Source organism: Celeribacter sp., assembly GCF_048259695.1.
Classification (GTDB): domain Bacteria; phylum Pseudomonadota; class Alphaproteobacteria; order Rhodobacterales; family Rhodobacteraceae; genus Celeribacter.
Genome location: NZ_JBLXHL010000008.1, coordinates 1 through 24563 on the forward strand (window position 1 = coordinate 1; position 24563 = coordinate 24563).

Genomic DNA, 24563 nt, shown 5'->3' on the forward strand with positions numbered 1-24563 from the left:
CCAGCCGCAACAGTCCGTTGCGGTGTTCAGTTTTTCATTGAAGATTAGCAGTTCAGAATTCGAGGTCCAGCCGCAACGATGAGGGCCGCGCGTTAACTCGCCGTTTCAGATTAGCAGTTCAGAATTCGAGGTCCAGCCGCAACTAGCGCGCCCCGTGATCGTTGGCGATCTGAAGATTAGCAGTTCAGAATTCGAGGTCCAGCCGCAACTTACGTAACAAGCCCCGCCGTTACACGACTAGATTAGCAGTTCAGAATTCGAGGTCCAGCCGCAACTTCGTTGTTGCGGTGGGCCATTCCCTTCCGAGATTAGCAGTTCAGAATTCGAGGTCCAGCCGCAACTTTCGCGGTGGCGTTCTCGTCGCGATCTGCAGATTAGCAGTTCAGAATTCGAGGTCCAGCCGCAACTGTGATTTGCTCTTTGCGAGCGCGTCCGTTAGATTAGCAGTTCAGAATTCGAGGTCCAGCCGCAACCGCGGGATCAGTTTCCAGTTCGACGGGTCGAGATTAGCAGTTCAGAATTCGAGGTCCAGCCGCAACATCAGACTGTTGGTAGCGCCCCACAGCAGCATTTAACTTCTTTGATTCGCCTCACCCCATTCCCTAAGGTTCGGAAGGCACTTGAGCCAGTTCGGTAAACCGGTGACTATGTGCCGCGAGGGGTTCCCGACCCTCCAAGCGCCGCCTGCGTGACGCAAATTTATTCGCCACAACGCATATATTTTATTTATACGCTGTGTTGAATATTGACAGTTTATACGCTTCGGCGTATTTCCGCCGCATGAGCAATCTCGCCCGCACCCAACGACAGATCGGCACCATCATCCAGCGTGCGCGCAAGGCGCGGGGCTGGACGCAGACGACGCTTGCGGAGCAGGCAGGTCTGCGGCAGGCCACAGTGTCCATGATTGAAAGCGGGGAGACGGCCGCAAAACTTGAAACCATCCTAGCTGTCCTCGCCGCGCTCGATCTGGAATTCAGGATTGCCGAGCGCTCCAAAGGCGAGGCAAGCGACATCGAGGATCTGTTCTGATGGGGCGGCGTCCCGCCTATGCGCCCTTGCGCGTCTACCTTAACAACCGCCGTGTCGGCACGCTGAGGCGCGAGGCAAGCGGGGCCATCGGCTTTGGATACGATGAGGCTTGGCTCGAATGGGAGCACGCCCTGCCCGTCTCCTTATCCCTGCCGCTCAGAGAGACCCCCTATCGCGGCGCACCTGTCTCTGCCGTCTTTGAAAACCTTCTGCCGGACTCGGATCACCTGCGCCGCCTTGTCGCCGAAAAGGTCGGCGCGCGGGGGACCGATGCCTATAGCATGCTGGCCAAAATCGGCTATGACTGCGTGGGGGCGCTTCAGTTCATTGCAGGCGAAAACAACGCCCCCGACACGATCGGCAAGATCGAGGGAGAAGCGGTCGATGCTGACGCCATCGAAAAGATCTTGAACGGGTTGAGCCACGCGCCGCTCGGCCTCGCTCGCGATGATGCCTTCCGCATTTCAGTCGCAGGGGTGCAGGAGAAAACCGCCCTGCTTTGGCACCAAGGTCAGTGGGTCAAGCCCCATGGCACAACCCCGACCACGCATTTGTTCAAGACACAAATCGGCAAACTGCCGAGTGGCCTCGACCTTTCCGACAGCGTCGAGAACGAATATTATTGCCTGAAGCTCACCGAGGCCTTCGGCCTGCCTGTGAACCGTGCCACGATCGAGACCTTTGGCGCGGCCAAGGCTCTGGTCATCGAGCGCTTTGATCGCCGCTGGACCAAAGACGGGCGATTGCTGCGCCTGCCGCAGGAGGATTGCTGTCAGGCCCTCTCCGTTCCCCCAACCCTGAAATACCAAAGCGAAGGCGGCCCGAGCATGACCGATGTTCTGCGCTTGCTTCAGGGAAGTGACACACCGATCCAAGACCAGAACACGTTTTTCAAAGCCCAGCTCGTCTTCTGGCTGATGGGCGCAACGGATGCCCACGCCAAGAACTTCAGCGTTTTCCTCGGCCCCGGCGGCAGCTATCGAATGACCCCGCTCTACGACATCGTGACGGCGCAGGCGGCATTTGACGCCCGCCAGATCGAGCGCAAACAGATGAAGATGGCAATGTCGGTTGGAGGCAATCGTCACTATCGCTTCGACCAAATACACGGGCGGCATTTTGTACAGACGGCTCTGCGTGCAGGGATTTCCAAAAAGCGGGCAAAAGAGCTTATCGAGGAGGTCGCAGCCAAAGCGCCCGAGGTCGTGGAGGCTGCGGCAAACGCCCTACCGCAAGGGTTTCCGGCGGCCATTGTCGAGACCGTAAACACGGCGGTGATGGCCCGCCTCGCGGGTCTCACGCTTGCTGACACAGACTAAGTCCAAGAGCCCCCCTTCAACTCGCTCGATACCCGCGTTTCTCCTTAGCATGCTCTAAAGCGGATAACGCCTCTTTCGCCGCCCCTTCCTCCTCATGCGTCTCAATCAGCATCTGGCCGATGCGGCCCCATTCGCGGATCAGGCTGGTGCGGCCGAAGAGGTCGCGATGGAGGGACACCGTACGGCACGGAGGCAAAGAGCAAAGCCTCCATCGCGCCAGGAGGCTGAGCGTCACAACGTCAGGATAAAACCGGAACTCCTCCTTCTCGCCGATCGGCAAATCGACCCAGACCGCATCGCCCAGCACAGGCGAGCGCTTTACCTCCACCCTACCCCGCGCCAATGCAGACCACAGCGCGACCCAGCCCTCAGACCGCAAAAGCGCCCCGTTCAAGATCGCGCTCAGGACGATCAGAGACGCCAAGGCCTCACCCCGATGGCCGCGCTGCATCAGGCGCGTTTCCACCTCCTTCGCCAGGTCAAACACCGCCCGCGCTTGCGCGGCCCATTTCAATCTCCGTGTTGGTAGGTCGGGCAGGGTGATCAGCGCTGCGCCGGACTGACCGGGATAGCGTGGTATTTTGCTTTGGTTTCGGGGCGGGAACTTAATTCTTACTAAAATAATCAGAAATTGATTTAAATCAAATTGCCGCACGCGCGGAGGTGTTAGATCGCCACAACCCCTACTCAGCCTTTCGCCAGGGAACGGACCCACAGACTCCCGGCGAAAAGGACTGAAACCGATGCCCCCCTCAAGCACGTTATTACTGCGCATGCTCCTAACCGGCACCGCGCTGACCACTGCGACGGCACTCGCGGCCGAAACCGACTATCTGAACCTTGGTTCGATCACCTTGATCGGCACCGGCCTTCCGACCGAAGTGATGGAAAATCCGGTGTCGATCACCGTCATTGAAGGGGACGATCTGAAAAAGACCGCGCCCGTTTCAATCGCCGGCCTGTTGCGTGATGTGCCGGGCGTGCAGATCAGCGAGGAAGGTATCGAACGGGTATCGATCCGGGGTGAGACCTCGCGGCGGGTGGCGATTATGATCGACGGGCAAAAGCTGACGGATCACACCAATTATGGCCAACCCGTTCTGGTTGATCCCACACAGATCGAGCGTATCGAAGTGGTGCGTGGATCGTCTTCGGTGGTGTCGGGCAGCCGCGCGATTGGCGGGGTGATCAACATCGTGACCAAAAAGGGGGGCGACAAACCGCTCTCTTTGACAACAACAGTCGGCTACATGTCGGCGACAGAGGGCTATCGCACCTCGATCTCTGCCGGAGGCGTGGTTGATCTGGGCGCAGGCACGTTGGATTATCGGTTGTCTTTCGGCAAGATGGACCAAGGCAACCGTGAAACTCCGGAGGGGGTTCTGGATCCCTCCGGCGTCAGTGACCGGAATGCTGCGCTGGATCTGGGATACCGGTTGGGCAACCACTATTTCGGCGTGAAAACACAGGCCTATGACTTGTCGGCGGATGTTTATACTGGCGACCCCGATTTCATCATTTCATTGCCACACCGCGATCTGCGCAAGGCCTCGGCCCTTTATGAGGGGACCAATCTCACCCCATGGCTCGATACGCTGCATCTGGATGTTTACCGCCAGACGATCGATCGGGAGTTCAACAACGATGTGACGGTATCCTATGGGCCGTCGACAAGTCTTAATGTGCTGTCCACCTCGTTGGATGCGCAAGAAACCGCGGGACTGAATCTGCGGGCCGAGATGCATTTCTCGGAGAACTCGCGCACGGTTGTCGGACTGGAATACGAAGATGATCGCCTGACCTCGGACAAAACAACCGTCACCACGTTTATGACGTCGTCCACAACGCTGCGGTATGACGAGGCACAAATCAGGACGCTGTCGGTCTATGGCCAACACGAAATCGACCTGAGTGACGCGCTAACGGCGACGTTTGGCGCACGGTGGTATGACGTAAAAGCCGATCAACTGGTCTCCACGACCAATGGGGTGGCAAACACGTTATCGTCCAATACAGACAGTCTGGCGCTCGGCTCGGCCGGTCTGGTCTGGTCGCGCACTGAAAATCTCGCGCTGCGGGCCAATCTGTCACAAGGCTATATCTACCCGACATTGGGTCAGCTGTTCCTGACCACAACGGGCGGCGGCGTGACGTTGGACGGGAACGCGGATCTGCAACCCGAAACGGCGACCACTATGGAATTGGGGGCGCGCTATCAAAACGACGGCAGGCTGTTGGACGCGACCCTGTTCTATACCGAGGCCAAAGACTACATCGCCACAGTGGTTTCCGGCAACAGCGGCACCTATCAAAACGTCGATGCCGCAAACAGTTGGGGACTGGAGGTTTACGCCGAACAGGACCTGAACCTGTGGGACCTTACGGCTTATGGCTCCGTTGCGGTTATGCGCCGCAAGCTCGCCTACGCCAATGGATATGAGACATTCGACAGCGGCACTCCCACAATGGCGGGCCGGATCGGCCTGCGCAAAGGATGGGAGCGCGGCGATATATCGGGCACATTTGATGTCTTTATGCGCGGTGAGAGCGGCGTCGAGTTTCGCGATGACAGCGGCACAGTTGTCGGCTCGGCTGCGGGCTATGGCACGTTGAATATGCGCGCCGATATCGATTTGGGGCATGATCTGAGCTTTGTCGCCGAGATCAACAACATCACCAATCACAGTTACGCCTCATACGAAGAAATGGACGGCGCGGAGCGCTCGATCAACCTGTTTCTGACCAAGACGTTCTAAGGGGGGATGGCTATGCTTAAAACAGCTCTTTTGATCCTGACGATGGCACAGGGGGACGCGACGCGCGTCACCCTGTCCGAGGCCGATAGCCTAAGCGATTGTGAGGCAAGTCTGGATGTCCTGTCACAAATTCTGACCGAGGCAGGCAATCCGCCTATCGCCGCGATTTGCGGCGAGACGGCCTTGCGTCTCGAACCCTTTATCCACGGGACCCCGCCCGAGGCCGAAATCCATCGCTACCGTGTGGAAGTGCCAAATGGCAATGGCTACCGCATCGCCCCCTTGGCCAAGGATGAAACCTGCACGCCCGATCTTGCCGCCGATCCGGCGGTCTATTGCGCACAGTCGGGACAAGGCGTTCTGACAGATGGGTAAGGTTGCATCCCCCCCGCGCCCGCGTGGCGTTGCCGCCACAGTGCCGCCAACAGGGCGTTCGGCCGATGGTGACGCTCCGAGGCTGGACTCCTTTTTCGCGGCCCCCGACGCAGATCCCCTTGCAGGGGCATTCCCCGGCAAGCGTGCCGTCCATCCGTTTTCCGGCATGGCTCCGGTCCCCGAAGACCGGATCGCAGAGCGGTGGACCGCGCTGCATAACCTGCCGCGACGCAACCGGGCCGTGGCCTATCTACATGTGCCGTTTTGCGAAAATCACTGCCTGTTTTGCGGCTTTTATCAAAACGCATGGCGCAGTGGCGATGGCGCACCTTATGTCGATGCGGTCATCGCACAACTGCGGGCCTTTGCGGATACGCCCGCGCATAAGGGGCCACCGTTACAGGCCGTCTACATGGGCGGCGGCACGCCAACGGCACTGGCCGGAAAGGAGGTGTCGCGGCTTGTCACCGCGATCCACACCTATCTTCCACTCGCGCCCGATTGCGAAATCACGCTTGAGGGCCGGATCCATTCCTTCGGGTTGGATAAGGCCCGCGCGGCCTATGATGCGGGGGTGACCCGTATCTCTTTGGGCGTGCAAAGTTTCTCGGATGCAATTCGCCGCCCCTTGGGGCGCAAGGCCAACCGGGCCGAAATCATCCGCTTTCTGGGGCAATTGGTGGCTCTGGACCGAGGCGCCGTGGTCGTTGACCTTATGTACGGCTTGCCGGGTCAACAGCCAGAAAATGTCGCGGCGGATGTCGCATTGTGCGCACAACTGGGGTTGGACGGATTGGATCTGTATTCGTTGAACCTGATCCCCGGCACACCGTTATTGACGGCAGTGGAGAAAGGCAAAATGCGCCCCGCAGGTCCAACGGATCTGGGCCGCTTCTTTGCCGCGGGAGAAGACGCCGCCGAAGCCGAAGGCTGGACGCCGATTTCGACAACCCATTGGCAAGGCAGCCTGCGCGAACGCAACGTCTATAACCTCGCCGTCAAAACGGGTGCGGATTGTCTGGCCTTTGGCGCAGGGGCGGGTGGATTTTTGCAAGGCCTCAACTACCGGATCACCAGCGATCTGGCGGACTTCGCCGCCCGCGGTGGCGATCCCGCCCAATGTCTCACCCGCGGGATGATGCAGTCGGGACCAAGTGCGCCCGTCAGCAACGCACTCAAACAGGGGATGGAGCGCGGCTTGCTCGACCTGCTTGCCGTTGAGGCGGCATTTTCACGGCTATGCCCCGCCGCAACCTGCAGCATTGCGGACCATCTGGGCCCGTTGCTCGCGCAATGGACCTCAACGGGGCTGTTAACGCCCCATCACCGTTTTCACCGTCTGACCCGCGCAGGCCGCTTCTGGCAAGTGGCAATGACCGGACGACTACTTGGCTGGCTTGGCCAACACCCTGACCTGAAGGATATGAAATGACGACAGATACGCTTGACGCCCCCGTTGCAGCACCAACCACCCTCGCCGAGGCTCTGGCGGCAAACCCCACAGCCGCATTGGAGGACATCGCCCGCAGTGCAGGCACCACACCTTTGGCGGTGTTAGAGGCCCTGCCCGCAGGTGAGGTGACACATCTGCCCGGCCACCATATGGTCGCCACACTGGATGATATCGCTCACTGGGGCGAGATCACCTTTATCGTCAACACCGGCCCCGTCATTCTGGAGGTCAAAGCCCCCTTTGGCGGCGGCACCGTTGCGAACGGCATGTATAACCCCAAAGGAAAACCGATCAGTGGGCATTTGAACATAGAGGCCTGTGCGCGGGTGGCCTTTGTACGGCGCAGGCTGTTCTCGATGGAAACCCGCTCGGTGCAATTTTACGGGCAGGATGGAAACTGCCTGTTCAAGGTCTATCTTGGCCGCGATGAAAAGCGCCAGCTGCTTGCCGGTCAGATCGCGGCGTTTGACGCGCTTGAGGCACGGTTGAAGGCCGATACCGGCCATGCATAACGTGACAGGACGGCATCTGCTTCTCATGGGCGCAGGCTATACAGCGCGCGCGGTGGCACTGGGATTTCAGGCCGCGGGGGGCACCGTCAGCGCCACGCTGCGCGACCCGGATCGCGCTTCGGGACTGGCATCGCTTGGCCTGCGCCCTGTCTTGATAGATCAGGACGGCCATTTGCCGCCCTCTGCCCTGTCGGGGGTGACGGACCTGCTGATCTCTGCTCCGCCTGGGTCAACAGGATGTCCGGCGTTGGCATCAATGGCAGGGGCCGTATCAAAGACCGATGTGCAATGGGTCGGTTACTATTCATCAACGGCGGTTTACGGCGATTGCGGGGGGGCGTGGATCGACGAGTCCCGCCCCCCTGCCCCCGCTACGGCAGATGCCAAAGCCCGACTGGTCGCCGAGGCCGCATGGTTGGCCGAAACCGCGCGCCTCGGGGCAAATCTGGACATCTTCCGGATCGCGGGCATCTACGGACCGGAGGGGCGCAATGTGTTGTCACAGCTTCGCAATGGCAAAGCACGGGCGATTCTCAAGGCGGGACAAGTCTTCAACCGCATTCACCGCGACGATATTGTCGGCGCGACACTGGCTGCGATGGCCGCACCACAGCCGCATCGTTTGACGAACCTTGCCGATGGCGTGCCGGTCCCCGCTTGCGACATCCTGATCGGCGTGGCCGAGATGCTCGGCCTGCCGCGCCCGCCGGGCGTTGCTTTTGATTCGGCGGGCCTGCCGTCGGGGGCGGTCGCGTTTTATGCCGAAAACCGACGGATCAGCAATCAGGCGTTGCGCTCTCTTCCCGGTTTCGAACTGCGCTACAAAGACTGGCAGGCCGGCTATCGCGCTATAATCGCGGCCGAACAAAGACCCGTCTCAGCCAGTGCGGCCGGATGACAGGGGCGTTGATTTCGGGAAACTGGGACGGCTCAACACAAAAAACGCGGCGGCTGCGATGATCGCGAGCTGAACCAGTTTCACAGCAACCGGTAGGGACGACGTCAACCCGAACATCAGCGTTGCTGTCATCATGGCCACCGCAAGCATTTTGTAGCGCGGCGCGATACTCCCCGAGGTCCGCCAATCCGTTATCAAAGGCCCGAACAGGCGGTTCTTTTCCAACCGCGTCTTGAGGGCCGGAACGCTTTTGCCGAAAGCGAAAGCGGCAAGAATAATGAACGGCGTTGTCGGCAGGAGCGGCAGAACAGCCCCCACCGTTCCAAGGATGAGTGCGGTGGCGCCCAACAAAAACCAAAAGACCCGTAGCAGCCTGTTTGTGGAGCCCGATTGCATCACGATTCACCCTCTATCGACATGGCCTACTATTTAAGTCGGAAATCTTTGGGATGCAAGAAAACACACAGGCGGAAACGGCGGATATGGGACCTAATCCGACACGCCGGTGGAACACCTCACAGGATTTCAACCGCAGGGGAAAACGGCACAAGGGGGCGGGCCCTTTAACGGCGCAGGGTCTACGCAGGGAACCCGCGCAGACCCATCCTTCAAAACGGCAAAGGACCGGAGATACCCCCCGGTCCACTTGCTTTACCCTTTATATTCAGGCTGTTGCTCCAAGACCTCTTGGGAGCTGTCAATGTAAACGCGCAGGTCGCTGCCGTCTTCCGTCTGCACGATCTGCAACTCGGCAAATGTCACCGCAACGGACCGCTCGCCCATGCCGAGGAACCCGCCCACGTCGATCACGGCGCGATCCATTTCACCGGCGTCGGTCAATAGCAACTCGCTGACCTCGCCCACATCTTCATCGTTGGGGCCGTAAACCCGCGCGCCGGTCAAATCATCAGCGGTCAGGTCATCGACCTGTGCCGTGACGTAGCCCTCCCGCTCCACGGCCGGCGGCGTCATCATTGTGCGATTGTCCTGTGTCATCATCTGACCCGAGGTGTCCGTTTCCATCATGGGATCCGCACCCATCATCGCATCGGAATGATCCGTTCTCATGTATTGCGGAGCCTCCTCAACGCCGGCGGCACTCGCGCTCACAACGAGGAAAAAATCGCCGCTTTCGCCGTCTTCGTGGACGAACTTCAGCGTGCTCATGTCGATCGCAACGTCGCGCTCACCGGCACCAAGGAAGCCGCCGACCCCCACGATGACCGATTGAACATCCCCGTCACGGGTCAAAACAATCTCGTTGATTTCACCGATGTCATCCCATTCCTTTTCGCCGTCCGCCGCGATTGTGGATTCGTTGTTGATGTCTGCCTCGGTTGCATAAACCCGCATCCCGATCAGTTCCGAAGCGTTCAGGTTTTTCGCTTCGTCAAACGTCATATCAGAGAACGTCGCCGTGTTATCAGCGGCAAAAGCGGACGTCCCGAGGACGAGGGCCGTAGCTGTGGTAACCAGAAAGCGTTTCATATCAATTCTCCTTTATTTTCGCACCGGAGTTCGCCGGCGCTTCCGGTGAGACAACCGCCAAGCAAACTCCGGGTTCCATGAAATATTCCGGTTTTTGCGGATCCCCGCCGTCTCGCCCTCCCTGACAGCAAACGATCCCAATGGGCGCACACCTGTAATATATTATTATATTACAACTACTTAAAAACACTTCGACAAGACAGGCCACCGGCAGAGTTGCCCGCACCTGACACGAGGGCGCCAATGGAGTTTGAGGCGGCGAACGCCGGGCATCGCGACGCTGCGAGGTCGCTCCCGCCACTTTAAGACTGTGGGCAACCGGACGCCGCAGCGGGGCGCAAAGGCGCCATTTATGCGCCTTGCACGGGTCGATGATTAATACTTTACAAAAATAATCGGATACTATACGCCCTGATAAAAGTCAGCGAGCATCCCCAACGGTAGCCAGCAAGTTCACGGCATAAAACAACTTGGGGATACCATGACCACACGCACTCACCTTATGGCGGGGGCGGCGATTATTGCCGTTCTGCCCGCACATCTCACCGCCCAGGATTTGCTCTTGGGCTCCATTGAACTGGGCGAAAGCCTGCGGTCTTTGGCCACCGACACCGCCACCGCCGCGACCGTTATCGATCAGGACGAGTTGGACGCCCGTCAGGCCTCGACCATGACCGAACTGCTCGACAGCGTTCCGAACGTGGCCTTGGTCAACGGCGGCTTGCCGCAAGGCTCCGCCATTTCGATCCGTGGTCTGGGGACCCAATCGGGGACCTACGGCACAGATGGCAAGGTCGCCGTGGTCATCGACGGGATCGCCAGTGGCGCCGAAGAAATCTATCGCAACGGGTCCATGTTCGCGCTTGAACCCGAATTGTTCCGCGAAATCACCGTCACCCGTGGCCCCGCCGAAAGCTTCCGATACACCTCGGGCGCGATTGGCGGCACGGTCGAGGCACAGACCAAAGACGCGGCAGATTTCCTTGCGGAGGAGGACACGTTCGCGCTGCGTCAAAAGTTCGGGTACGAGAGCAACGGTGACGGTCTGACGTCGACGTCAATCCTCGCATGGGCGCCCGATGACAAGCTCGACATGCTCGCGTTCGCAGGCTACCGCACCGTTGGGGATCGCACGGACGGGGATGGCGTCACGCTCGATTCCACCGGCTTTGACATGCCCTCCGCCCTGCTCAAGGTGAGCTATCGCCCGAATGAGACCAACACGTTTACCTTTGGCTATGCCTACAACAAAATTCCCGAATTCGACGTGCCGTATGACGCCTACCTGCCAAGTTGGGCGGACACTTTGGTCGACCGCGAAACCGAGGACACCACCACCTACCTGTCCTACCGCTACAACCCCGCCGACAATGATCTGGTCAACCTTGAGGCCCGCCTGACCTACAAACGCGAAGGCATATTTATCGAGGAGGTTTCGGGGACCACAACCAGTTCGATCTTCAACTCCGACCACGACACGGCAACACTTGCCTTGCGGATCGAAAACGAGGCGCTGTTCCAGACGGGTCACATCCACCACACGCTGACAACGGGCATCGAGCTGAGCGAACGCGAGCGCACATCGACACAATTCGTCGGGGCCTTCGCGGGGCTGAATGACGGCTCCGCGCCGGGCGGCACCGACAAAAGCGTGGCGCTGTATCTGGCCGACAAAATGCAAGTCGGCGACAAACTGACCCTGACGCCGCAACTGCGGTTCGAGAAACAAACCCTGACATCACAGGGCAACGATTACGATTATGTCAGCTTTTCCACCATTCCCGCCGTGGCCGATGGCGCCGCGTTTTCAAAGGAGGCCCTCACAGGGGCGCTTTCGGCCCGCTACGCCGTCACACCCGATTTCGCGGTGTTCGGCACAATGGCCTATAACGAAAACCTGCCCATTCTCGACGACATCCGCGACGCGACCAAGCGCGTCACATCGGAAAAGGGCCGCACATTCGAGTTTGGGGTGTCCTATGACACGCTCGACGCATTCACGCAGGGCGACCAGCTTCAGGCAAAGCTGACAGGGTTCAAAACCGCGATCTGGAACGGCACCACCTATTCGGGCGTCAGCACCGCAGACCTCGAAGGGTTGGAGCTTGAGCTATCCTATGTCCATCCCGCGTTTTACGCCGATTTCAACGCCGCCATGATGCGTGGCACGATCAACGGCACCGATGACGATTACAAATGGGCGCCCGCCGACAGTGTCCAGATGACGCTTGGCAAGACCTTCCTGGGCGAGCAACTTGACCTGTCGATCGAGGCAAAACATGCATGGGCGCAGACCCGCACGCCCGACACTCTGGCCGCCTTTTCGCCCGGCACCGTGCCATCGGCGGCCTACACGACCCTCGCCGTCTCCGCCGCCTACACCCCGGATCACGGATGGGCCGAAGGGGTCGAATTTCGCGCCTCGGTCGAAAACCTGACCGATGAAACCTACCGCCCCTATCTGAGCACGCGCAACGCGGGAGGCCGCAATATCAAACTCTCGGTCGCCAAAACATTCTGACCAAGACGCCCCGCACTGTCCCAAGCGACACAAGCGGGCGATGCGTGGCGCGAGGCAAGTTGTCCCTTCTCTCGCGCCACGCGGCATCCCCGATTACGCCTGATATCCCGTCCAATGGAGTTTCCAATGACACACGACCTGTCCCCCGCCGACATCCGCGCCGCCAAACTGGCCGAGCCCAAAATGCGTGACCGCGATCTGGCGGACCACCTTGGTATTTCCGAAGCCGCACTTGTCGCGGCTCACGTGGGCCACACCGCCACCCGTATCAAATCGCACCCCGATGACGTCATGCCCGCGATCAAGACACTGGGCGAGGTGATGGCCCTGACCCGCAACGAAAGCTGTGTGCATGAACGTGTTGGCACGTTCGAGGATTACCGCAGCGGCCAACATGCCGCGATGGTGCTTGGCCCCGATATCGACACGCGCATTTTCCCCAAACACTGGGCGTTCGGTTTTGCCATCGAGACGACAACCGATACCGGTCCGCGCCGCACATTGCAGTTCTTTGATCACGCGGGGGACGCACTGCAAAAAGTGTTTTTGCGCCCCACCTCCGACCATGATGCATGGGCGCCCCTCGTGGCGGCACTGACCCTTGACGACCAATCCGACACAATCACCGTGACCGCCCGGACACCGACGGAGCGTGCCAGATCCGTACCGGAGAAGCGCGACATTCTTGTGGATGAATGGAAAAAGATGACAGACACGCATCAGTTCAATCGCCTCACATCCAAACTCGGCATGAACCGCCTTGGCGCCTATCGCCTTGCGGGTGGCCCGTTTGTGCGGCGCGTCGCCCCTGCCTGCGTGGCGGACTGGCTCGATGCGGTCAGCGCCAAAAAGCAAAAGGTCATCCTGTTTGTCGGCAATCAGGGCAATATCCAGATCCATTGGGGAACACTCGACACGGTGAAACCCATGGGGCCGTGGCTCAATGTACTTGACCCGAATTTCAACCTGCACCTGCGCGGCGACCACATTGCCGAGGTCTATATCGTCGACAAGCCGACCAAGCGGGGTGCGGCAGTCTCGATCGAGGCCTTCGACATCGCGGGGGGGCTGATTTTCCAATGCTTCGGTCAGCGCGACGGCGAAAACGATACGCTCGACACATGGCACGGCCTGCTTGACGCCCTGCCCACGCTTCAGGAGGAACCCGCATGAACCGCCTGATCGCAACACTGCTTGTCGCCGCCGCCCCCTTTGCGGGCGTGGCGCAATCCCACCCTGACGCCACACGGATCGTCACGATTGGCGGCCCCGTGACCGAAACCGTCTTTGCCTTGGGCGAGGGTCACCGCGTTGTGGCCCGCGACACCACATCCCTGTTCCCGCCCGAGGTAAACGAGCTGCCCGATGTCGGCTATATGCGTCAGCTGTCCGCCGAGGGCGTGTTGTCGGTCGGTCCCGATCTGATCGTGACCCGCGACACCGCAGGCCCGCCCGAGGTCCTCGATCAATTGCGGGCCGCCGCCATCCCCATGATCGAAACCCATGACGCCTATAGCGCCGCGGCCGTGATCGACGCCGTGCACACCATCGGTGCCGCACTCGATGTGGCGCAAAAGTCCAATGCCCTCGCCGCACAGATCCGCGCCGATTTCGACGCCCTCAAATCCGACATCGACGCCGGCCCCCAACCCCGCGTGATGTTTGTTCTGTCCAATCAGGGCGGGCGGTTGAACGTGTCGGGACGCGGCACGGGGGCCGATGGTATCCTTGAACTTGCGGGGGCGGTGAACGTTTTCGCCGGAGATTTCGAGGGATATAAAATCGCTTCGGACGAGGCCATTATCGCCGCGGCCCCCGATGTGGTGTTGATGATGGAACCCACGGGCGAGGCCGAACATGACACCAGGGCCGCAGACACGCTGAGCCTGCCCGCCATTTCCCAAACCCCTGCGGGTGCGGCGGGGGCATTGGTTCTTGTCGATCCTGCCGCCCTGGGCTTTGGTCCGCGCACCGCCACACTGGCCGCGGCGTTGCGCACCGACCTGTTGTCGGCGGTTGGTCACTAACCATGGTCGCACATGCCGCTCCCGCCCGCGCCGCCTCTCCCGCCCCCGTGGGGGATCGCCGCGCCAAGGCCGCCATGGTGCGGGCCGTCCTTTTGGTGGCCCTTGGCTTTGCCATGTTGCTCGGGTTGGGATGGGGGGCGGCGGGTGACACCGATGTGATCGGCGCCCTCGGCGCAGGGCTCGGCTTTGGCGAGGCCACCGTGCGCGACATGACCATCGTGTGGGACATCCGAATGCCCCGTATCCTGACCGCAACCCTCGTCGGCGCCGCCCTCGCCGTATCGGGCGCCGTCATGCAAGGCCTGTTTCGCAACCCCCTGGCCGATCCCGGTCTGGTCGGGGTCAGCGCGGGGGCGGGCTTTGGCGCGGTGGCCGCCATCGTTCTGGGTGGGTTGCTCCCCGCAAGCATCGCCGCACTCACCGGCACCTACCTTGTCCCGTTTGCGGCCTTTCTGGGCGGGTGGGCCTCGACCCTGATCCTCTACCGGATCGCGACAAGCGGCGGCCACACCTCCGTGGCCACCATGTTGCTCGCGGGGATTGCCCTTGGCGCATTGACCGGCGCGCTCACGGGATTCATCGTCTACAAGGCCGACGACAGCCAGTTGCGCGACCTGACGTTCTGGGGCATGGGCTCGGTCGCCGGAGCAACATGGGCCAAGCTGATGATCGCGGGGCCGATTATTGTACTGGCGCTGTTCACCTCGCCCTTTCTGGCGCGAAGCCTCGACGCACTCGCCCTCGGGGAACCCGTCGCCCGTCACATGGGCATCGACACCCAGAAGATGAAGCGCATCGCGATTGTATCGGTTGCGGCCTCGGTCGGGGCCTCCGTTGCCATCACCGGCGGCATCGGATTTATCGGCATCGTCGTGCCGCATCTGTTGCGCCTGTTGCAAGGCCCCGAACATCGCAACCTGTTGCCCAATGCCGCCGTATTGGGCGCGGTGGTGTTGTTGCTCGCCGATATGGTCAGCCGCGTTGTCGTGGCCCCCGCCGAATTGCCCATCGGGATTGTAACCGCGTTCATGGGCGGGCCGTTCTTCTTGTGGATCTTGCTCAAAAACCGCGCCCTGTTGGAGGCTTGATGATGATTTCCTGCGATGACATTACCGTGCAACTGGGCCACCGCGCCGTGCTCGACCGTGTGACATTTTGCGCCCGTGCGGGCGAGGTCACGGCCATCGTCGGCCCGAACGGATCGGGCAAAACCACGCTGTTGCGCACGCTCACGGGGGAACAACCCTACACGGGGCGGATCACGTTTGACGGCACGCCACTGAGCGCGCTGTCACCGCTTGATCTGGCCCGCCGCCGCGCGGTGTTGCCGCAATCGGCCAGTATCGCCTTTCCCTTTACGGTATTGGAACTGGTGCGGTTGGGCTTGACCTCGGGCGTCTCTACCACGCACAGCCACGGACAAGACGCTCTGGTGGCACAGGCCCTCGCCCGTGTTGGTCTGGACGGCTACGCGGGGCGGTTGGTACAGGAGCTGTCCGGCGGGGAACGGCAACGCGCCCAACTCGCCCGCGTGCTGATCCAGATCTGGGAACCGGTGCTCGATGGCCAACCACGGTGGTTGTTGCTCGACGAACCCGTGTCGGCGCTCGACATCGGTCACCAATTGATGATCATGGCCGTGGCACGCGATTATGCACAGGCGGGCGGCGGCGTTATCGCCGTGATGCACGACCTCAACCTGACCTCGATGTATGCCGATCACGTCGCTCTTTTGGGCGCAGGTCAGGTGCGGGCCAGTGGCCCCCCCGAAGACGTGCTGACCGATCATGCGCTGTCGGCGTGCTACGGCTGTCCGTTGCGCACCAACACGCCTCCCGCATCGGGGCGTCCGTGGATCTTACCACAAGCTACTCTCAAAGCGCAGGCCTGACCCCCGCCGGCCCTCCCCCGAAAAACAAAAGCGGCCCACATCGGGGCCGCTTTTTATTTTGTGAGAATCAGCTTGTTCATCCGCGTGATCCGCAATGTATAGACCTGACCCTCATGCACGATACGGGCGAGACCCTGTTCGTTTGTCAGATGTTTGGCGGCATGTTCGGGGATCGCCGTCTCACCCCTGTTTTCGGGCGCAGTCATCATTGTCTTTGTGACCCCTCCGGGCGGGTTTCGAGGGCGTCGAACATACGATCGAGCCACCGCGATGACGTCCAACCGTTTTCGACCGCGAGCGAGGCCGCCTCAGCCGCGTCGTGCCACCCGAGTGCGTCACGGGCATCGTGTTTGGTGTGTGCGTGTTTGTCCATGTTTCTGCCTGCGTAATCTGTCGCGTACGACTCGCATGCCTCCTTTGTGGATGTGATCGCCTCTCTTTTCCGACAAAAAGAGTATGGAATCAACAGCCGCGCTTCTTTGCGCGAAAATATTTCTGATTGTTTTTATCAGCTATTGCAAATTTGCCGCATATATGATGATTTCGCCCCACAAAATCCAGCAACGAAGCCCCGCTTCGAGCCAGACATCCCCCATCATCAGGAGATTTGCCGTGCGCCCGTTTTATGTGGCTGCGGTCGTTCTGGCGTGGCCGCTCAGCTTGCCCGCACAGGATGCCCCCGCGCCCCCTGCCCCTACGCCGACCCTCACGATTGACCTCAATGCCGCCGAACAGACGGACACGGGGTGCCTTGTCACCTTTGTCGCGGACAACAAACGCCCCGCCGGTATAGCGGCGCTTGTGCTTGAAACGGTGCTGTTCGACACCTCGGGTCAGGTCACGCAAATGACCATGCTCGACTTTGCCACCCTGCCCGCGCACAGCACCCGGGTGCGGCAATTCAATATCGCGGGTCAACCCTGTGACGGCATCGGACGGGTGCTGTTCAACGGTGTCCAGACCTGTGACGGGGGGGACGCCACCCCCGCGCAATGCGCCGCCGCCCTTGCCGTCAGCACCCGCACAGACATCGCGGTGTCGCAATGATCGCCGCCCTGCAAACCGCCATCACCCGTATCGCCGATCTGGGCGGACCAGTGGTGTTGATCCTGATTGCCGTCTCGATCCTGACCTGCTCCGTGGTGCTGTATAAACTGTGGCACTTCACCCACGCGCGGGTTGGCAAACACGCCGCGCTGATGGCCGCCGTAACAGCATGGGACAGCGGGGATGCCCGCGCCGCCACCGCCCATCTGGCCAAATCACGAAGCTACCTGCGTGAGGTTCTGGATCAGGCGATGAACGGCCAAACCGATCGCGCCCGCCTTGAGGCCGAGGCCGAAACCCGCTTTGCCCGACTGGAAAGCGGCTTTCGCCTGCTTGACAGTGTCGCGCAAATGGCGCCGCTTTTGGGTCTGTTCGGGACCGTTCTGGGCATGATCACCGCCTTTCAATCGCTACAAGAGGCCGGCGCACAGGTCGACCCGTCCATCCTTGCGGGGGGGATCTGGGTCGCACTGCTCACCACCGCCGCGGGGCTTGCCGTGGCGATGCCCACCGCCCTGATCCTGAGTTGGTTCGAGGCACGGATGGACCGGGAGCGGGTGTTTGCCGAACGCGCGGTCCACACCGTTCTATCCCCCGCGATCCCGCCCGAAACGGCCCGCCGCGATGCGTAAGCACACGCGCCGCAGACGTCTGTCGATGACCTCGTTAATTGATGTCATCTTTCTGCTCTTGCTGTTTTTCATGCTCACCTCGACCTTTTCACGCTACGGCGAGGTGAGCTTGGCCGCGGCAGGGTCGGCGGGGGCGGCCCCGTCCATTGACCGGCCCGTGTTCGTCCAACTGTCCCCCGACAGCATAACGGTGAACGCCCGCGCGGCCACGCTCGACACGCTCTCCGTGCGCCTGCGGGCCGACCGCGCCACGGACGATCCGGTGAGCGTGGTCCTCGCCCTCAAAGGGGATGTGAGCGCGCAACGCCTGACCGACACCCTTGTCATTCTCAACGCCATCCCCGGGGTCCGCCCCGTCATTCTGGGGGCCACATGAGACGCAAACGCACCGACAAACCCGAACCGACCATCGCCTTGATCAATGTGGTGTTTTTGATGCTCGTGTTCTTTCTGGTCGCAGGCACCATTGCCCGACCGCCCGACACCGCCGTGCAACTGGTGCGCACCGCCGACCTTGACCCTGCGCAGCCTCCCGATGCCTTGGTGATCCACCCCGATGGCACCTTGTACTATCGCGGGGCCGTGCTGTCCGATGTCACCGACTACCTGACCCGCGCCGACCGCTTGCCCGCCGCACCTGTGCGCCTCGTTCCTGATCGCGACCTCTCCGCCGCACGGCTGATCGCCATCGGCGCCCGCTTGCAACAGGCAGGGGCCGAACAGGTCGTCATCGTCACACAAAGGGCCGATCCATGAGCACCCGAACCCCCACCCGCACCGCATCACGGCTTGGAAAACTCACCGCAGCGGGGTTGGCCCTGTTCGGTCATGGCGCTGTGGCGCTTGCCGTGCTCGGCCCGCCGCCGGTCGTGCAAACCGAAGGGCAATCAGGCGCTGTCGAGGCGCGATTGGGCAGCGCATTTGCCGATATGTCCACAGGGACACTTACCGCCGCTGTGCCTGATGCCCTCCCGAAACCGCCGGCCAGATCACCCGTGACACCAACCGTCACAACGCCCCTGACGCCCACCGTCACGCCGCCGGTCTCCACCCAAGTGGCCGCCCTTACACCCGTTGTTCCGACCGCCCTGCCCGCGACGCCACCGCAGACCGAGGCGCAGGAGGCGCAGGCCCCCGACCCGTCCCTGCGCAGCGTCAAACCCGTGCCGCGCCCCGCGCGGGACACGCCCCAAAAAACCGCTACGAAAGCACAGCCAAAGCCCGCTGCCACCCCGGCCCCGCGTGGCAACTCCACAACCACGGCGCAGGCGGGCCAGTCCACGGGCAAAGCCACCGCGACCGCCACATCCTCTGGCTCGGGAGGCGCCCAAAAATCCGCCGGAAACGCCGCCGCGTCCAATTATCCCGGTCTGGTCATGCGCAAACTGTCGCGGGTGTCGCGCCCGCGCGTGTCGTCCAAAGGCGCTGCGCTTGTGGCCTTCGGGGTCACGGCCAACGGCGGTCTGTCCGGCGTGTCAATCGCCCGCAGTTCGGGGTCCGCCGAACTTGACCGCGCCGCCCTCACCGTGGTCCAACGCGCAGCACCCTTCCCCGCCCCACCGACGGGCGCACAGCGGTCGTTTTCAGTCGAGATCAAAGGCCGCTAGGCCCGCCGCCCCGATCACGGACACCAAGGCGAAAACGCGGAACCGGCCCACTATCCATCGTCGTAACGGGTGACTTGTGGTTCAGGTAAGGACCGTCACGGTTGCGTTCGAAATTTTCAACACGCTGCCTTGGGCGGGCGCATTCTGAACATCTAACGAAGAACCATCACCCGTCAACAAGGCCCGCAAAACCACCAAAGTGATCTTGTGGGACACAAGAATTGCAGGGGCCTCAAGGTCATTCAAAAAGGACGACGCACGCGCCACAATATCGGGCAAACGCTCGCCATCCGGCGCGCTGACGTACATCTGGAATTCCGTCTCACAGGCCGCCGCCAGATCCGGATCACGGGCCATCCGGTCCGTTGGCGTCAGGCCCTCCCATTGGCCACAGTGAACCTCGGCAAGGCGGGGATCGGTGCCGAACGGATCCCCCCCGAACGCCAGACCTGCCGTCTCTTGCGCCCGCCCCAAAGGACTGGCCCATAACCTGTGCATCCCGATGGAACCGCGAAGGTCGCGCAAAATTCCGGCCTGCCGTGCGGCCTGTTGCCGGCCAAGTTCGGTCAGATCAGAGTTCATACGCCCCTGAACGCGGTGGTCTTTATTCCATTCGGTTTCCCCGTGACGCAGGAGATAAACATCATGGGCCACAGATAATTTCGGTATCGTCATCATTATAATACAACCGCGCTGTTGGTATTGGCCAAGAGATGGACATCGGATCCGGTTTCGAAAATTGTCTGACCGGCACTGTGGCTTTGATCCACAACGATTTCGGCCCCGCCCGCGGTTACCAGATAACGCACCTGACTGCCAAGAAATTCACTATGGCGCACCTGACCGGCCAGTGAGTCTCTGGATTGACTGTGGCTCATCGAAATATTCTGTGGTCGCAGAACAATATTTGACCCCTCGGCGGCACTGCCGTCCGGCAAGCTCAGGACATCGCCGGTTTTGGTGCGGAACCGCTTTGCCGCACCGTCGGTTTCAACGGCCCCTTCAAGGATATTGGCCGTGCCAAGGAATTTGGCCACGAACAGGTTTTCGGGACGGTCATACAGCTGTTGCGGGGATCCGATCTGTTGGATCACACCGCCATCGAGAACGGCCATCCGGTCACAGGTTGTATTGGCTTCTTCCTGATCATGGGTCACAAAAATCGTGGTCAGCCCCAGTTGACGTTGCAGACGCAAAAGCTCGCGCCGCATCTGAACCCGCAAGGAGGCGTCCAGATTGGACAGGGGCTCATCCAACAACAGAACCTCCGGTTCGACCACAATGGTGCGGGCCAGTGCGATACGTTGCTGTTGGCCCCCTGAAAGTTGGTTGGGCATCCGGTCGGCCAGATGGGCCAGGCCGACAAGCTCCAGAGCCGCGTCAACTTTGGTTTTGATCTGGCCCGCCGGCAATTTGCGCTCCTTTAGGCCAAACCCGACGTTGTTGCGCACGGACAGATGCGGCCACAGCGCGTAGGATTGGAACACCATGCCGACATTACGTTTCCACGGATCGAGCCCCACAACGTCACGATCCCCGATCAGGATACGTCCCGAGGGCGTTGGCCCGAACCCCGCAATCGCGCGTAGCAGGGTCGATTTTCCCGACCCCGACGGCCCCAAAAAGGCAAAGAACTCTCCGGGTTTGATGTCCAGATTGACGCCCTTGAGCACTTCGGTATCCCCGAATGACAGATGGACGTTTTCGATTTTGATACCAGCTTTGTTCATTGTATTTCCTCCCTCGCTCACTGTGCGTCGCCGGACGACTTGAGCTTTTTGTCACGTTCGATGATGAATTGAGATGCGATGGTGCCGACAGCCACAACAAGGACCGCCACGATGCCCAAAGCAGCCCCCGCCCCACGCCCCGACGGCGTTTGCATGAACAGGTAGATACCGTAGGCAAGCGGTGCATCGTTGTTGGAGCTGACCAACATAATGGTTGCAGAAAGCTCGACCGCGGCGGTGGCAAAGCTCGTGACGAACCCCGCCAGAATGCCACCGGTCATCAAGGGGATCACAATCTTCTGGATCGTGCGTCGCTTCGTCGCCCCGAGGCTCTCGGCCGCTTCCTCAAGCGCAAGGCTGACCTGTTGCAAGGCGGCCGTACACGCCCGCAGCGCATAAGGCAGCCTGCGGATCATCAGGGCCAGCGCAATGATCACCCACCAACTGGCCATTGGCGCATCGGTGAACGGAATGTTGACACTGTGGAAGGTCCGCAGATACCCGATGCCCAGAACAACCCCCGGAACAGCAAGCGCGGCGGTGGCAAGATAGTCCAACCCCTTGCGACCGAAAATACCCGTGCGCAACACGATATAGGCGATCGCCGTGCCGATAATCACGTCAAGCGTTGCGGCAATTCCGGCATAGAGCACAGTGTTCACGATAAAGGTTTTCGAGCCTTCCCACATCGTGATGTAGTTTTGCACGGTGTACCCGTCGGGCAGAGGCGCAAAGGACCAGATCGTCCCGAAAGACAAAAGCAACAGGCCGATATGCGGTGACAAGACCAACAGCAAAATGAAAACCACCGCGCCATAGGCCAGAACTTTCTCGGTTGGTTTCAACATCCGCTTGGCCATACCGCCACCGCCCTTCTGGACCGTTGCATAATCCTTGCCACGCATGAACAGGAACGACGCCCAGAGGGACAGGATCGAGAATGCCACCAGAATAACCGAAATCACATAGCCCATCGGATCACTGATCCCGATGGACGAGATCCGCAAAAAGGCTTGCGGGGCAAGCATGTTGTTCACGTTGAGCAACAGCGGTGTCCCCAGATCATCAAAGACCTTGATAAACACCAACGCCGCACCGGCAATATATCCGGGCATCGCAAGCGGAAAGACAACCCGGCGGAACAACCGCAAACCGTGGCTCCCGAGGTTCTGTGCCGCTTCTTCCATCGAGCGGTCAATATTGCGCAACGACGCCGACAGGTTGATCAGGATGAACGGGAAATAATGGATGGATTGAACCAGAATAACGCCGTTCAGCCCCTCCATAAATGGAATGTCAAAACCGAACGTCTCGCGCATCAACAGGTTCACCGTGCCATTGCGGCCAAAGATCAGCTGCATCGCCACAGCGCCGACAAACGGCGGCATGATCAACGGAATAAACCCGAGGCTCTGGATCAGGATCGAGCCGGAAAAGTGAAACCGTGTGGTGATATAGGCCAATGGCAATGCGATTGCGGTGGCGACCACAACAGACATGGCAGAGACGTAAAACGAGTTCCAGAAACTCTCGCGAAACAGCGCGGTGTTGAAAAAATCCATAAAGTTTTGCAGCGTCGCGGCACCGGTTGCCGGATCCTGAAACGCGACAATCATCACCTGTGCCACCGGCACCAACAGCAGGCCGATCAGCATCAGCGCAATAAAAAGAGCGGCAACGTGCAAACCGGAGAGGTTCGGGACCATCCATCGTGGCAAGCGATCAGCGATCCCTGCCTGCGCACCCGCAGGAAGAGGAGAATGTCTAGACATGACGTGAGCTTTCTTTGCAGGCTGCCACCGCTCGACGCGATGGCAGCCAAGTCAGACCGTTACCGGCCCGACAGGGAGACGTTTACAATCCGGCGGCTTGTTCGGCCAATTCCTTGGCACGGGCATAGTTGGCGACGACAAACGCATCCCAACGCTGTTCGACCTCGGCCTGACGTTCGGCAACCTCGTCTGTTGCCTCTTTCCGGCTTTTGGTGAAAATCCCGCTAAAGGCCGGATCAAGGCTTTGGGCCTCATCAATCGGGTTCGCATCGATCAACGCCCAAGCTTGGGCAATCAACGCGGCGGCCTCTGCATTGGTCCCGTCCGCATGTTTGGCCTCTGCGGCCTGAATGGCACCAACGGCATCACGCAGATCGTCCAGACGATAGGTAATCATCACATCGAACATCGAGTTGACGAGGTTATAGCGCGCCCCCGAGGTGGCCACGTCGAATTCGACCGTTGCCCCGATTGTCTTGTCGGTAAAGGGGTTCGGGAAACCTTCCGGCGCGTTTTCATAGGTGGCCGGATTGACCGGCAACCGCATAATTGCCGGATCCAAAAGAACCGTTTGGCCCTCGGGTGTCAGCAGATATTCGACAAAGGCAACAGCCCCGGCTTCGTTGGGGGCCTGTGCGACCACGCCAACGTTGGCCGGGACCAAGGCCGTCACCGTGGGATAGGCGAAATCAACAGGGAAACCGGATGCCTTGGACGAGAACCCGAAGAAATCAATCACGATCCCAAGACCGAAGTTGCCGGTATTGACGCCGTCAGGCACGCCGAAACTGCGCTCTGTAACGGTGCTGAAGTTGCCCGAAATACGTTTCCAGTCGGCCCAACCTTTGTCCCAACCTTCGCCCTGCAACAAGGTTTCAACCGTCAGGTGGGTTGTCCCCGAACGGGACGGCGCAGACATGCCAACGTGGCCGTGGTATTCGGGTTGCGCAAGTTGCGACCATTCCGTCGCGGGCTTCAGGCCATTGGCCTCCAGATAACGTTCGTTCCACATGATGCCATATCCCGCACCGGCAAAGCCGAAATAGAACCCGTCCGGATCGTTCAACGGATAGGCCCCGATTTTATCCGGAATACCCTCGGATTTAATGTTCACACTGGCCAACAGCCCTTCGGTCTTGAGAACCTCAAAGGCATCCGGCGCGGAGGCCCAGAAAATATCCGCCGTATTCGCGCCCGCAATCTCCTGAATATATTTGACCCCGGCCGAGGTTTTCTTGTTCAGGATTTCCAGATCATATTCGGGATGCGCGGCCTCGAATGCCGCTTCAATCGGGCCTGTCATGGAGTCAGGGAACGAGGTGATGACCGTAACCGTCCCCTCGGCCAAAGCGCCGGTGGCGCTCAAGGCAATGGTCGCAATGGTTGCGTATAGTGAATGTTTCATGGTGTCCTCCCAATGAATTTAATGCGCTCCTCCAGCGCGTTCATTCAGAGTTTCGATGTCCCTGCCTTCAGGCAATTATTTTCATTTTCGCGGTGATT

At 60.4% G+C, this 24563-nt stretch carries 26 protein-coding genes and 1 CRISPR repeat array; of the genes, 17 read left to right on the forward strand and 9 right to left on the reverse strand.

Going from position 1 to position 24563, the window contains the following annotated elements:
• The first annotated feature begins 41 nt into the window (after positions 1 to 41).
• Positions 42 to 539: a CRISPR direct-repeat array (repeat unit 36 nt; unit sequence AGATTAGCAGTTCAGAATTCGAGGTCCAGCCGCAAC).
• A gap of 241 nt (positions 540 to 780) precedes the next feature.
• Complete coding sequence (locus ACN0Q0_RS13950) at positions 781 to 1032, forward strand: helix-turn-helix domain-containing protein (protein WP_417244017.1); 252 nt, start codon at positions 781 to 783, stop codon at positions 1030 to 1032.
• Positions 1032 to 2351: a type II toxin-antitoxin system HipA family toxin gene (locus tag ACN0Q0_RS13955; protein WP_417244018.1), complete on the forward strand. Its 1320-nt coding sequence runs from the start codon at positions 1032 to 1034 to the stop codon at positions 2349 to 2351. The genes ACN0Q0_RS13950 and ACN0Q0_RS13955 overlap by 1 nt, the downstream gene beginning before the upstream one ends.
• Before the next feature lie 16 nt (positions 2352 to 2367).
• On the opposite strand, the gene ACN0Q0_RS13960 is transcribed toward ACN0Q0_RS13955, so the two are convergent.
• The gene (locus tag ACN0Q0_RS13960) at positions 2368 to 3006 is read right to left on the reverse strand and encodes a WGR domain-containing protein (RefSeq protein WP_417244019.1); all 639 of its coding nucleotides are present in this window, start codon (positions 3004 to 3006) and stop codon (positions 2368 to 2370) included.
• An 88-nt stretch (positions 3007 to 3094) separates the two neighbouring features.
• Here ACN0Q0_RS13960 and ACN0Q0_RS13965 point away from each other — a divergent pair, with 88 nt between their 5' ends.
• Genes ACN0Q0_RS13965 through ACN0Q0_RS13985 form a run of 5 tightly spaced genes read left to right on the forward strand, consistent with a single transcriptional unit; the run spans position 3095 to position 8345 of the window.
• The gene (locus ACN0Q0_RS13965; protein WP_417244020.1) at positions 3095 to 5107 is read left to right on the forward strand and encodes a TonB-dependent receptor; all 2013 of its coding nucleotides are present in this window, start codon (positions 3095 to 3097) and stop codon (positions 5105 to 5107) included.
• 12 nt (positions 5108 to 5119) lie between these two features.
• Positions 5120 to 5482 carry a hypothetical protein gene (locus ACN0Q0_RS13970; RefSeq protein ID WP_417244021.1) on the forward strand — a complete coding sequence of 121 codons (363 nt, stop codon included), beginning with the start codon at positions 5120 to 5122 and terminating at the stop codon, positions 5480 to 5482.
• Positions 5475 to 6914, forward strand: a complete 1440-nt coding sequence (gene hutW, locus ACN0Q0_RS13975) for a heme anaerobic degradation radical SAM methyltransferase ChuW/HutW (protein WP_417244022.1) — start codon at positions 5475 to 5477, stop codon at positions 6912 to 6914. The genes ACN0Q0_RS13970 and hutW overlap by 8 nt, the downstream gene beginning before the upstream one ends.
• Positions 6911 to 7447, forward strand: a complete 537-nt coding sequence (hutX, locus tag ACN0Q0_RS13980; RefSeq protein WP_417244023.1) for a heme utilization cystosolic carrier protein HutX — start codon at positions 6911 to 6913, stop codon at positions 7445 to 7447. The genes hutW and hutX overlap by 4 nt, the downstream gene beginning before the upstream one ends.
• Positions 7440 to 8345, forward strand: a complete 906-nt coding sequence (locus ACN0Q0_RS13985) for an SDR family NAD(P)-dependent oxidoreductase (RefSeq protein ID WP_417244024.1) — start codon at positions 7440 to 7442, stop codon at positions 8343 to 8345. Before hutX ends, ACN0Q0_RS13985 begins: the two co-directional genes overlap by 8 nt.
• On the opposite strand, the gene ACN0Q0_RS13990 is transcribed toward ACN0Q0_RS13985, so the two are convergent.
• Complete coding sequence (locus ACN0Q0_RS13990) at positions 8325 to 8741, reverse strand: YbaN family protein (protein WP_417244025.1); 417 nt, start codon at positions 8739 to 8741, stop codon at positions 8325 to 8327. The genes ACN0Q0_RS13985 and ACN0Q0_RS13990 overlap by 21 nt on opposite strands.
• A gap of 255 nt (positions 8742 to 8996) precedes the next feature.
• The gene (locus ACN0Q0_RS13995; RefSeq protein ID WP_417244026.1) at positions 8997 to 9833 is read right to left on the reverse strand and encodes a PRC-barrel domain-containing protein; all 837 of its coding nucleotides are present in this window, start codon (positions 9831 to 9833) and stop codon (positions 8997 to 8999) included.
• A 481-nt stretch (positions 9834 to 10314) separates the two neighbouring features.
• On the opposite strand from ACN0Q0_RS13995, the gene ACN0Q0_RS14000 reads away from it, so the two are divergent.
• The 5 genes from ACN0Q0_RS14000 (at position 10315) to ACN0Q0_RS14020 (ending at position 16272) form a co-directional block, all read left to right on the forward strand.
• On the forward strand, positions 10315 to 12354 hold the full coding sequence (locus tag ACN0Q0_RS14000) for a TonB-dependent receptor domain-containing protein (RefSeq protein WP_417244027.1): 2040 nt from the start codon (positions 10315 to 10317) through the stop codon (positions 12352 to 12354).
• Positions 12355 to 12480: 126 nt separating this feature from the next.
• Entirely contained in the window at positions 12481 to 13527 is a 1047-nt protein-coding gene (locus tag ACN0Q0_RS14005; RefSeq protein ID WP_417244028.1) for a hemin-degrading factor, read from the forward strand.
• On the forward strand, positions 13524 to 14381 hold the full coding sequence (locus ACN0Q0_RS14010) for a heme/hemin ABC transporter substrate-binding protein (protein ID WP_417244029.1): 858 nt from the start codon (positions 13524 to 13526) through the stop codon (positions 14379 to 14381). The genes ACN0Q0_RS14005 and ACN0Q0_RS14010 overlap by 4 nt, the downstream gene beginning before the upstream one ends.
• A 2-nt stretch (positions 14382 to 14383) precedes the next feature.
• A complete protein-coding gene (locus ACN0Q0_RS14015; RefSeq protein WP_417244030.1) occupies positions 14384 to 15469 on the forward strand; it encodes a FecCD family ABC transporter permease in 1086 nt (361 codons plus the stop codon).
• A complete protein-coding gene (locus ACN0Q0_RS14020) occupies positions 15469 to 16272 on the forward strand; it encodes a heme ABC transporter ATP-binding protein (RefSeq protein WP_417244031.1) in 804 nt (267 codons plus the stop codon). The genes ACN0Q0_RS14015 and ACN0Q0_RS14020 overlap by 1 nt, the downstream gene beginning before the upstream one ends.
• A 53-nt stretch (positions 16273 to 16325) precedes the next feature.
• On the opposite strand, the gene hemP is transcribed toward ACN0Q0_RS14020, so the two are convergent.
• Together hemP and ACN0Q0_RS14030 are read right to left on the reverse strand one after the other, a co-directional pair.
• The gene (hemP, locus tag ACN0Q0_RS14025) at positions 16326 to 16481 is read right to left on the reverse strand and encodes a hemin uptake protein HemP (RefSeq protein WP_417244032.1); all 156 of its coding nucleotides are present in this window, start codon (positions 16479 to 16481) and stop codon (positions 16326 to 16328) included.
• Positions 16478 to 16645 (reverse strand): hypothetical protein, encoded by a 168-nt coding sequence (locus tag ACN0Q0_RS14030; protein WP_417244033.1) that lies wholly within the window; start codon positions 16643 to 16645, stop codon positions 16478 to 16480. The genes hemP and ACN0Q0_RS14030 overlap by 4 nt, the downstream gene beginning before the upstream one ends.
• 239 nt (positions 16646 to 16884) lie before the next feature.
• Here ACN0Q0_RS14030 and ACN0Q0_RS14035 point away from each other — a divergent pair, with 239 nt between their 5' ends.
• The 5 genes from ACN0Q0_RS14035 to ACN0Q0_RS14055 are packed head-to-tail and all read left to right on the forward strand — an operon-like array spanning position 16885 to position 19558.
• Positions 16885 to 17319, forward strand: coding sequence for a hypothetical protein (locus ACN0Q0_RS14035; RefSeq protein ID WP_417244034.1), 435 nt, complete (start codon positions 16885 to 16887; stop codon positions 17317 to 17319).
• The gene (locus ACN0Q0_RS14040) at positions 17316 to 17951 is read left to right on the forward strand and encodes a MotA/TolQ/ExbB proton channel family protein (protein WP_417244035.1); all 636 of its coding nucleotides are present in this window, start codon (positions 17316 to 17318) and stop codon (positions 17949 to 17951) included. The genes ACN0Q0_RS14035 and ACN0Q0_RS14040 overlap by 4 nt, the downstream gene beginning before the upstream one ends.
• On the forward strand, positions 17944 to 18327 hold the full coding sequence (locus ACN0Q0_RS14045; protein ID WP_417244036.1) for a biopolymer transporter ExbD: 384 nt from the start codon (positions 17944 to 17946) through the stop codon (positions 18325 to 18327). The genes ACN0Q0_RS14040 and ACN0Q0_RS14045 overlap by 8 nt, the downstream gene beginning before the upstream one ends.
• Positions 18324 to 18707 carry an ExbD/TolR family protein gene (locus ACN0Q0_RS14050; RefSeq protein ID WP_417244037.1) on the forward strand — a complete coding sequence of 128 codons (384 nt, stop codon included), beginning with the start codon at positions 18324 to 18326 and terminating at the stop codon, positions 18705 to 18707. Before ACN0Q0_RS14045 ends, ACN0Q0_RS14050 begins: the two co-directional genes overlap by 4 nt.
• Positions 18704 to 19558 carry a TonB family protein gene (locus ACN0Q0_RS14055; protein WP_417244038.1) on the forward strand — a complete coding sequence of 285 codons (855 nt, stop codon included), beginning with the start codon at positions 18704 to 18706 and terminating at the stop codon, positions 19556 to 19558. The genes ACN0Q0_RS14050 and ACN0Q0_RS14055 overlap by 4 nt, the downstream gene beginning before the upstream one ends.
• A gap of 81 nt (positions 19559 to 19639) precedes the next feature.
• Here the strand turns inward: ACN0Q0_RS14055 and ACN0Q0_RS14060 are convergent, their stop codons facing one another.
• The 4 genes from ACN0Q0_RS14060 to ACN0Q0_RS14075 all read right to left on the reverse strand — a co-directional run bounded on the left by ACN0Q0_RS14060 (position 19640) and on the right by ACN0Q0_RS14075 (position 24465).
• A complete protein-coding gene (locus ACN0Q0_RS14060) occupies positions 19640 to 20212 on the reverse strand; it encodes a histidine phosphatase family protein (RefSeq protein ID WP_417244039.1) in 573 nt (190 codons plus the stop codon).
• A 23-nt stretch (positions 20213 to 20235) separates the two neighbouring features.
• Positions 20236 to 21288, reverse strand: a complete 1053-nt coding sequence (locus ACN0Q0_RS14065; protein ID WP_417244040.1) for an ABC transporter ATP-binding protein — start codon at positions 21286 to 21288, stop codon at positions 20236 to 20238.
• 17 nt (positions 21289 to 21305) lie between these two features.
• Complete coding sequence (locus tag ACN0Q0_RS14070; RefSeq protein WP_417244041.1) at positions 21306 to 23060, reverse strand: ABC transporter permease; 1755 nt, start codon at positions 23058 to 23060, stop codon at positions 21306 to 21308.
• An 82-nt stretch (positions 23061 to 23142) separates the two neighbouring features.
• Positions 23143 to 24465, reverse strand: a complete 1323-nt coding sequence (locus ACN0Q0_RS14075) for an ABC transporter substrate-binding protein (RefSeq protein ID WP_417244042.1) — start codon at positions 24463 to 24465, stop codon at positions 23143 to 23145.
• Positions 24466 to 24563: the final 98 nt, after the last annotated feature.

Coding starts and splice junctions, on each gene's coding strand:
- ACN0Q0_RS13950 (WP_417244017.1), top strand. CDS start 781: ATGAGCAATCTCGCCCGCACCCAACGACAGATCGGCACCATCATCCAG.
- ACN0Q0_RS13955 (WP_417244018.1), top strand. CDS start 1,032: ATGGGGCGGCGTCCCGCCTATGCGCCCTTGCGCGTCTACCTTAACAAC.
- ACN0Q0_RS13965 (WP_417244020.1), top strand. CDS start 3,095: ATGCCCCCCTCAAGCACGTTATTACTGCGCATGCTCCTAACCGGCACC.
- ACN0Q0_RS13970 (WP_417244021.1), top strand. CDS start 5,120: ATGCTTAAAACAGCTCTTTTGATCCTGACGATGGCACAGGGGGACGCG.
- hutW (WP_417244022.1), top strand. CDS start 5,475: ATGGGTAAGGTTGCATCCCCCCCGCGCCCGCGTGGCGTTGCCGCCACA.
- hutX (WP_417244023.1), top strand. CDS start 6,911: ATGACGACAGATACGCTTGACGCCCCCGTTGCAGCACCAACCACCCTC.
- ACN0Q0_RS13985 (WP_417244024.1), top strand. CDS start 7,440: ATGCATAACGTGACAGGACGGCATCTGCTTCTCATGGGCGCAGGCTAT.
- ACN0Q0_RS13990 (WP_417244025.1), bottom strand. CDS start 8,741: ATGCAATCGGGCTCCACAAACAGGCTGCTACGGGTCTTTTGGTTTTTG.
- ACN0Q0_RS13995 (WP_417244026.1), bottom strand. CDS start 9,833: ATGAAACGCTTTCTGGTTACCACAGCTACGGCCCTCGTCCTCGGGACG.
- ACN0Q0_RS14000 (WP_417244027.1), top strand. CDS start 10,315: ATGACCACACGCACTCACCTTATGGCGGGGGCGGCGATTATTGCCGTT.
- ACN0Q0_RS14005 (WP_417244028.1), top strand. CDS start 12,481: ATGACACACGACCTGTCCCCCGCCGACATCCGCGCCGCCAAACTGGCC.
- ACN0Q0_RS14010 (WP_417244029.1), top strand. CDS start 13,524: ATGAACCGCCTGATCGCAACACTGCTTGTCGCCGCCGCCCCCTTTGCG.
- ACN0Q0_RS14015 (WP_417244030.1), top strand. CDS start 14,384: ATGGTCGCACATGCCGCTCCCGCCCGCGCCGCCTCTCCCGCCCCCGTG.
- ACN0Q0_RS14020 (WP_417244031.1), top strand. CDS start 15,469: ATGATGATTTCCTGCGATGACATTACCGTGCAACTGGGCCACCGCGCC.
- hemP (WP_417244032.1), bottom strand. CDS start 16,481: ATGATGACTGCGCCCGAAAACAGGGGTGAGACGGCGATCCCCGAACAT.
- ACN0Q0_RS14030 (WP_417244033.1), bottom strand. CDS start 16,645: ATGGACAAACACGCACACACCAAACACGATGCCCGTGACGCACTCGGG.
- ACN0Q0_RS14040 (WP_417244035.1), top strand. CDS start 17,316: ATGATCGCCGCCCTGCAAACCGCCATCACCCGTATCGCCGATCTGGGC.
- ACN0Q0_RS14045 (WP_417244036.1), top strand. CDS start 17,944: ATGCGTAAGCACACGCGCCGCAGACGTCTGTCGATGACCTCGTTAATT.
- ACN0Q0_RS14050 (WP_417244037.1), top strand. CDS start 18,324: ATGAGACGCAAACGCACCGACAAACCCGAACCGACCATCGCCTTGATC.
- ACN0Q0_RS14055 (WP_417244038.1), top strand. CDS start 18,704: ATGAGCACCCGAACCCCCACCCGCACCGCATCACGGCTTGGAAAACTC.
- ACN0Q0_RS14065 (WP_417244040.1), bottom strand. CDS start 21,288: ATGAACAAAGCTGGTATCAAAATCGAAAACGTCCATCTGTCATTCGGG.
- ACN0Q0_RS14070 (WP_417244041.1), bottom strand. CDS start 23,060: ATGTCTAGACATTCTCCTCTTCCTGCGGGTGCGCAGGCAGGGATCGCT.
- ACN0Q0_RS14075 (WP_417244042.1), bottom strand. CDS start 24,465: ATGAAACATTCACTATACGCAACCATTGCGACCATTGCCTTGAGCGCC.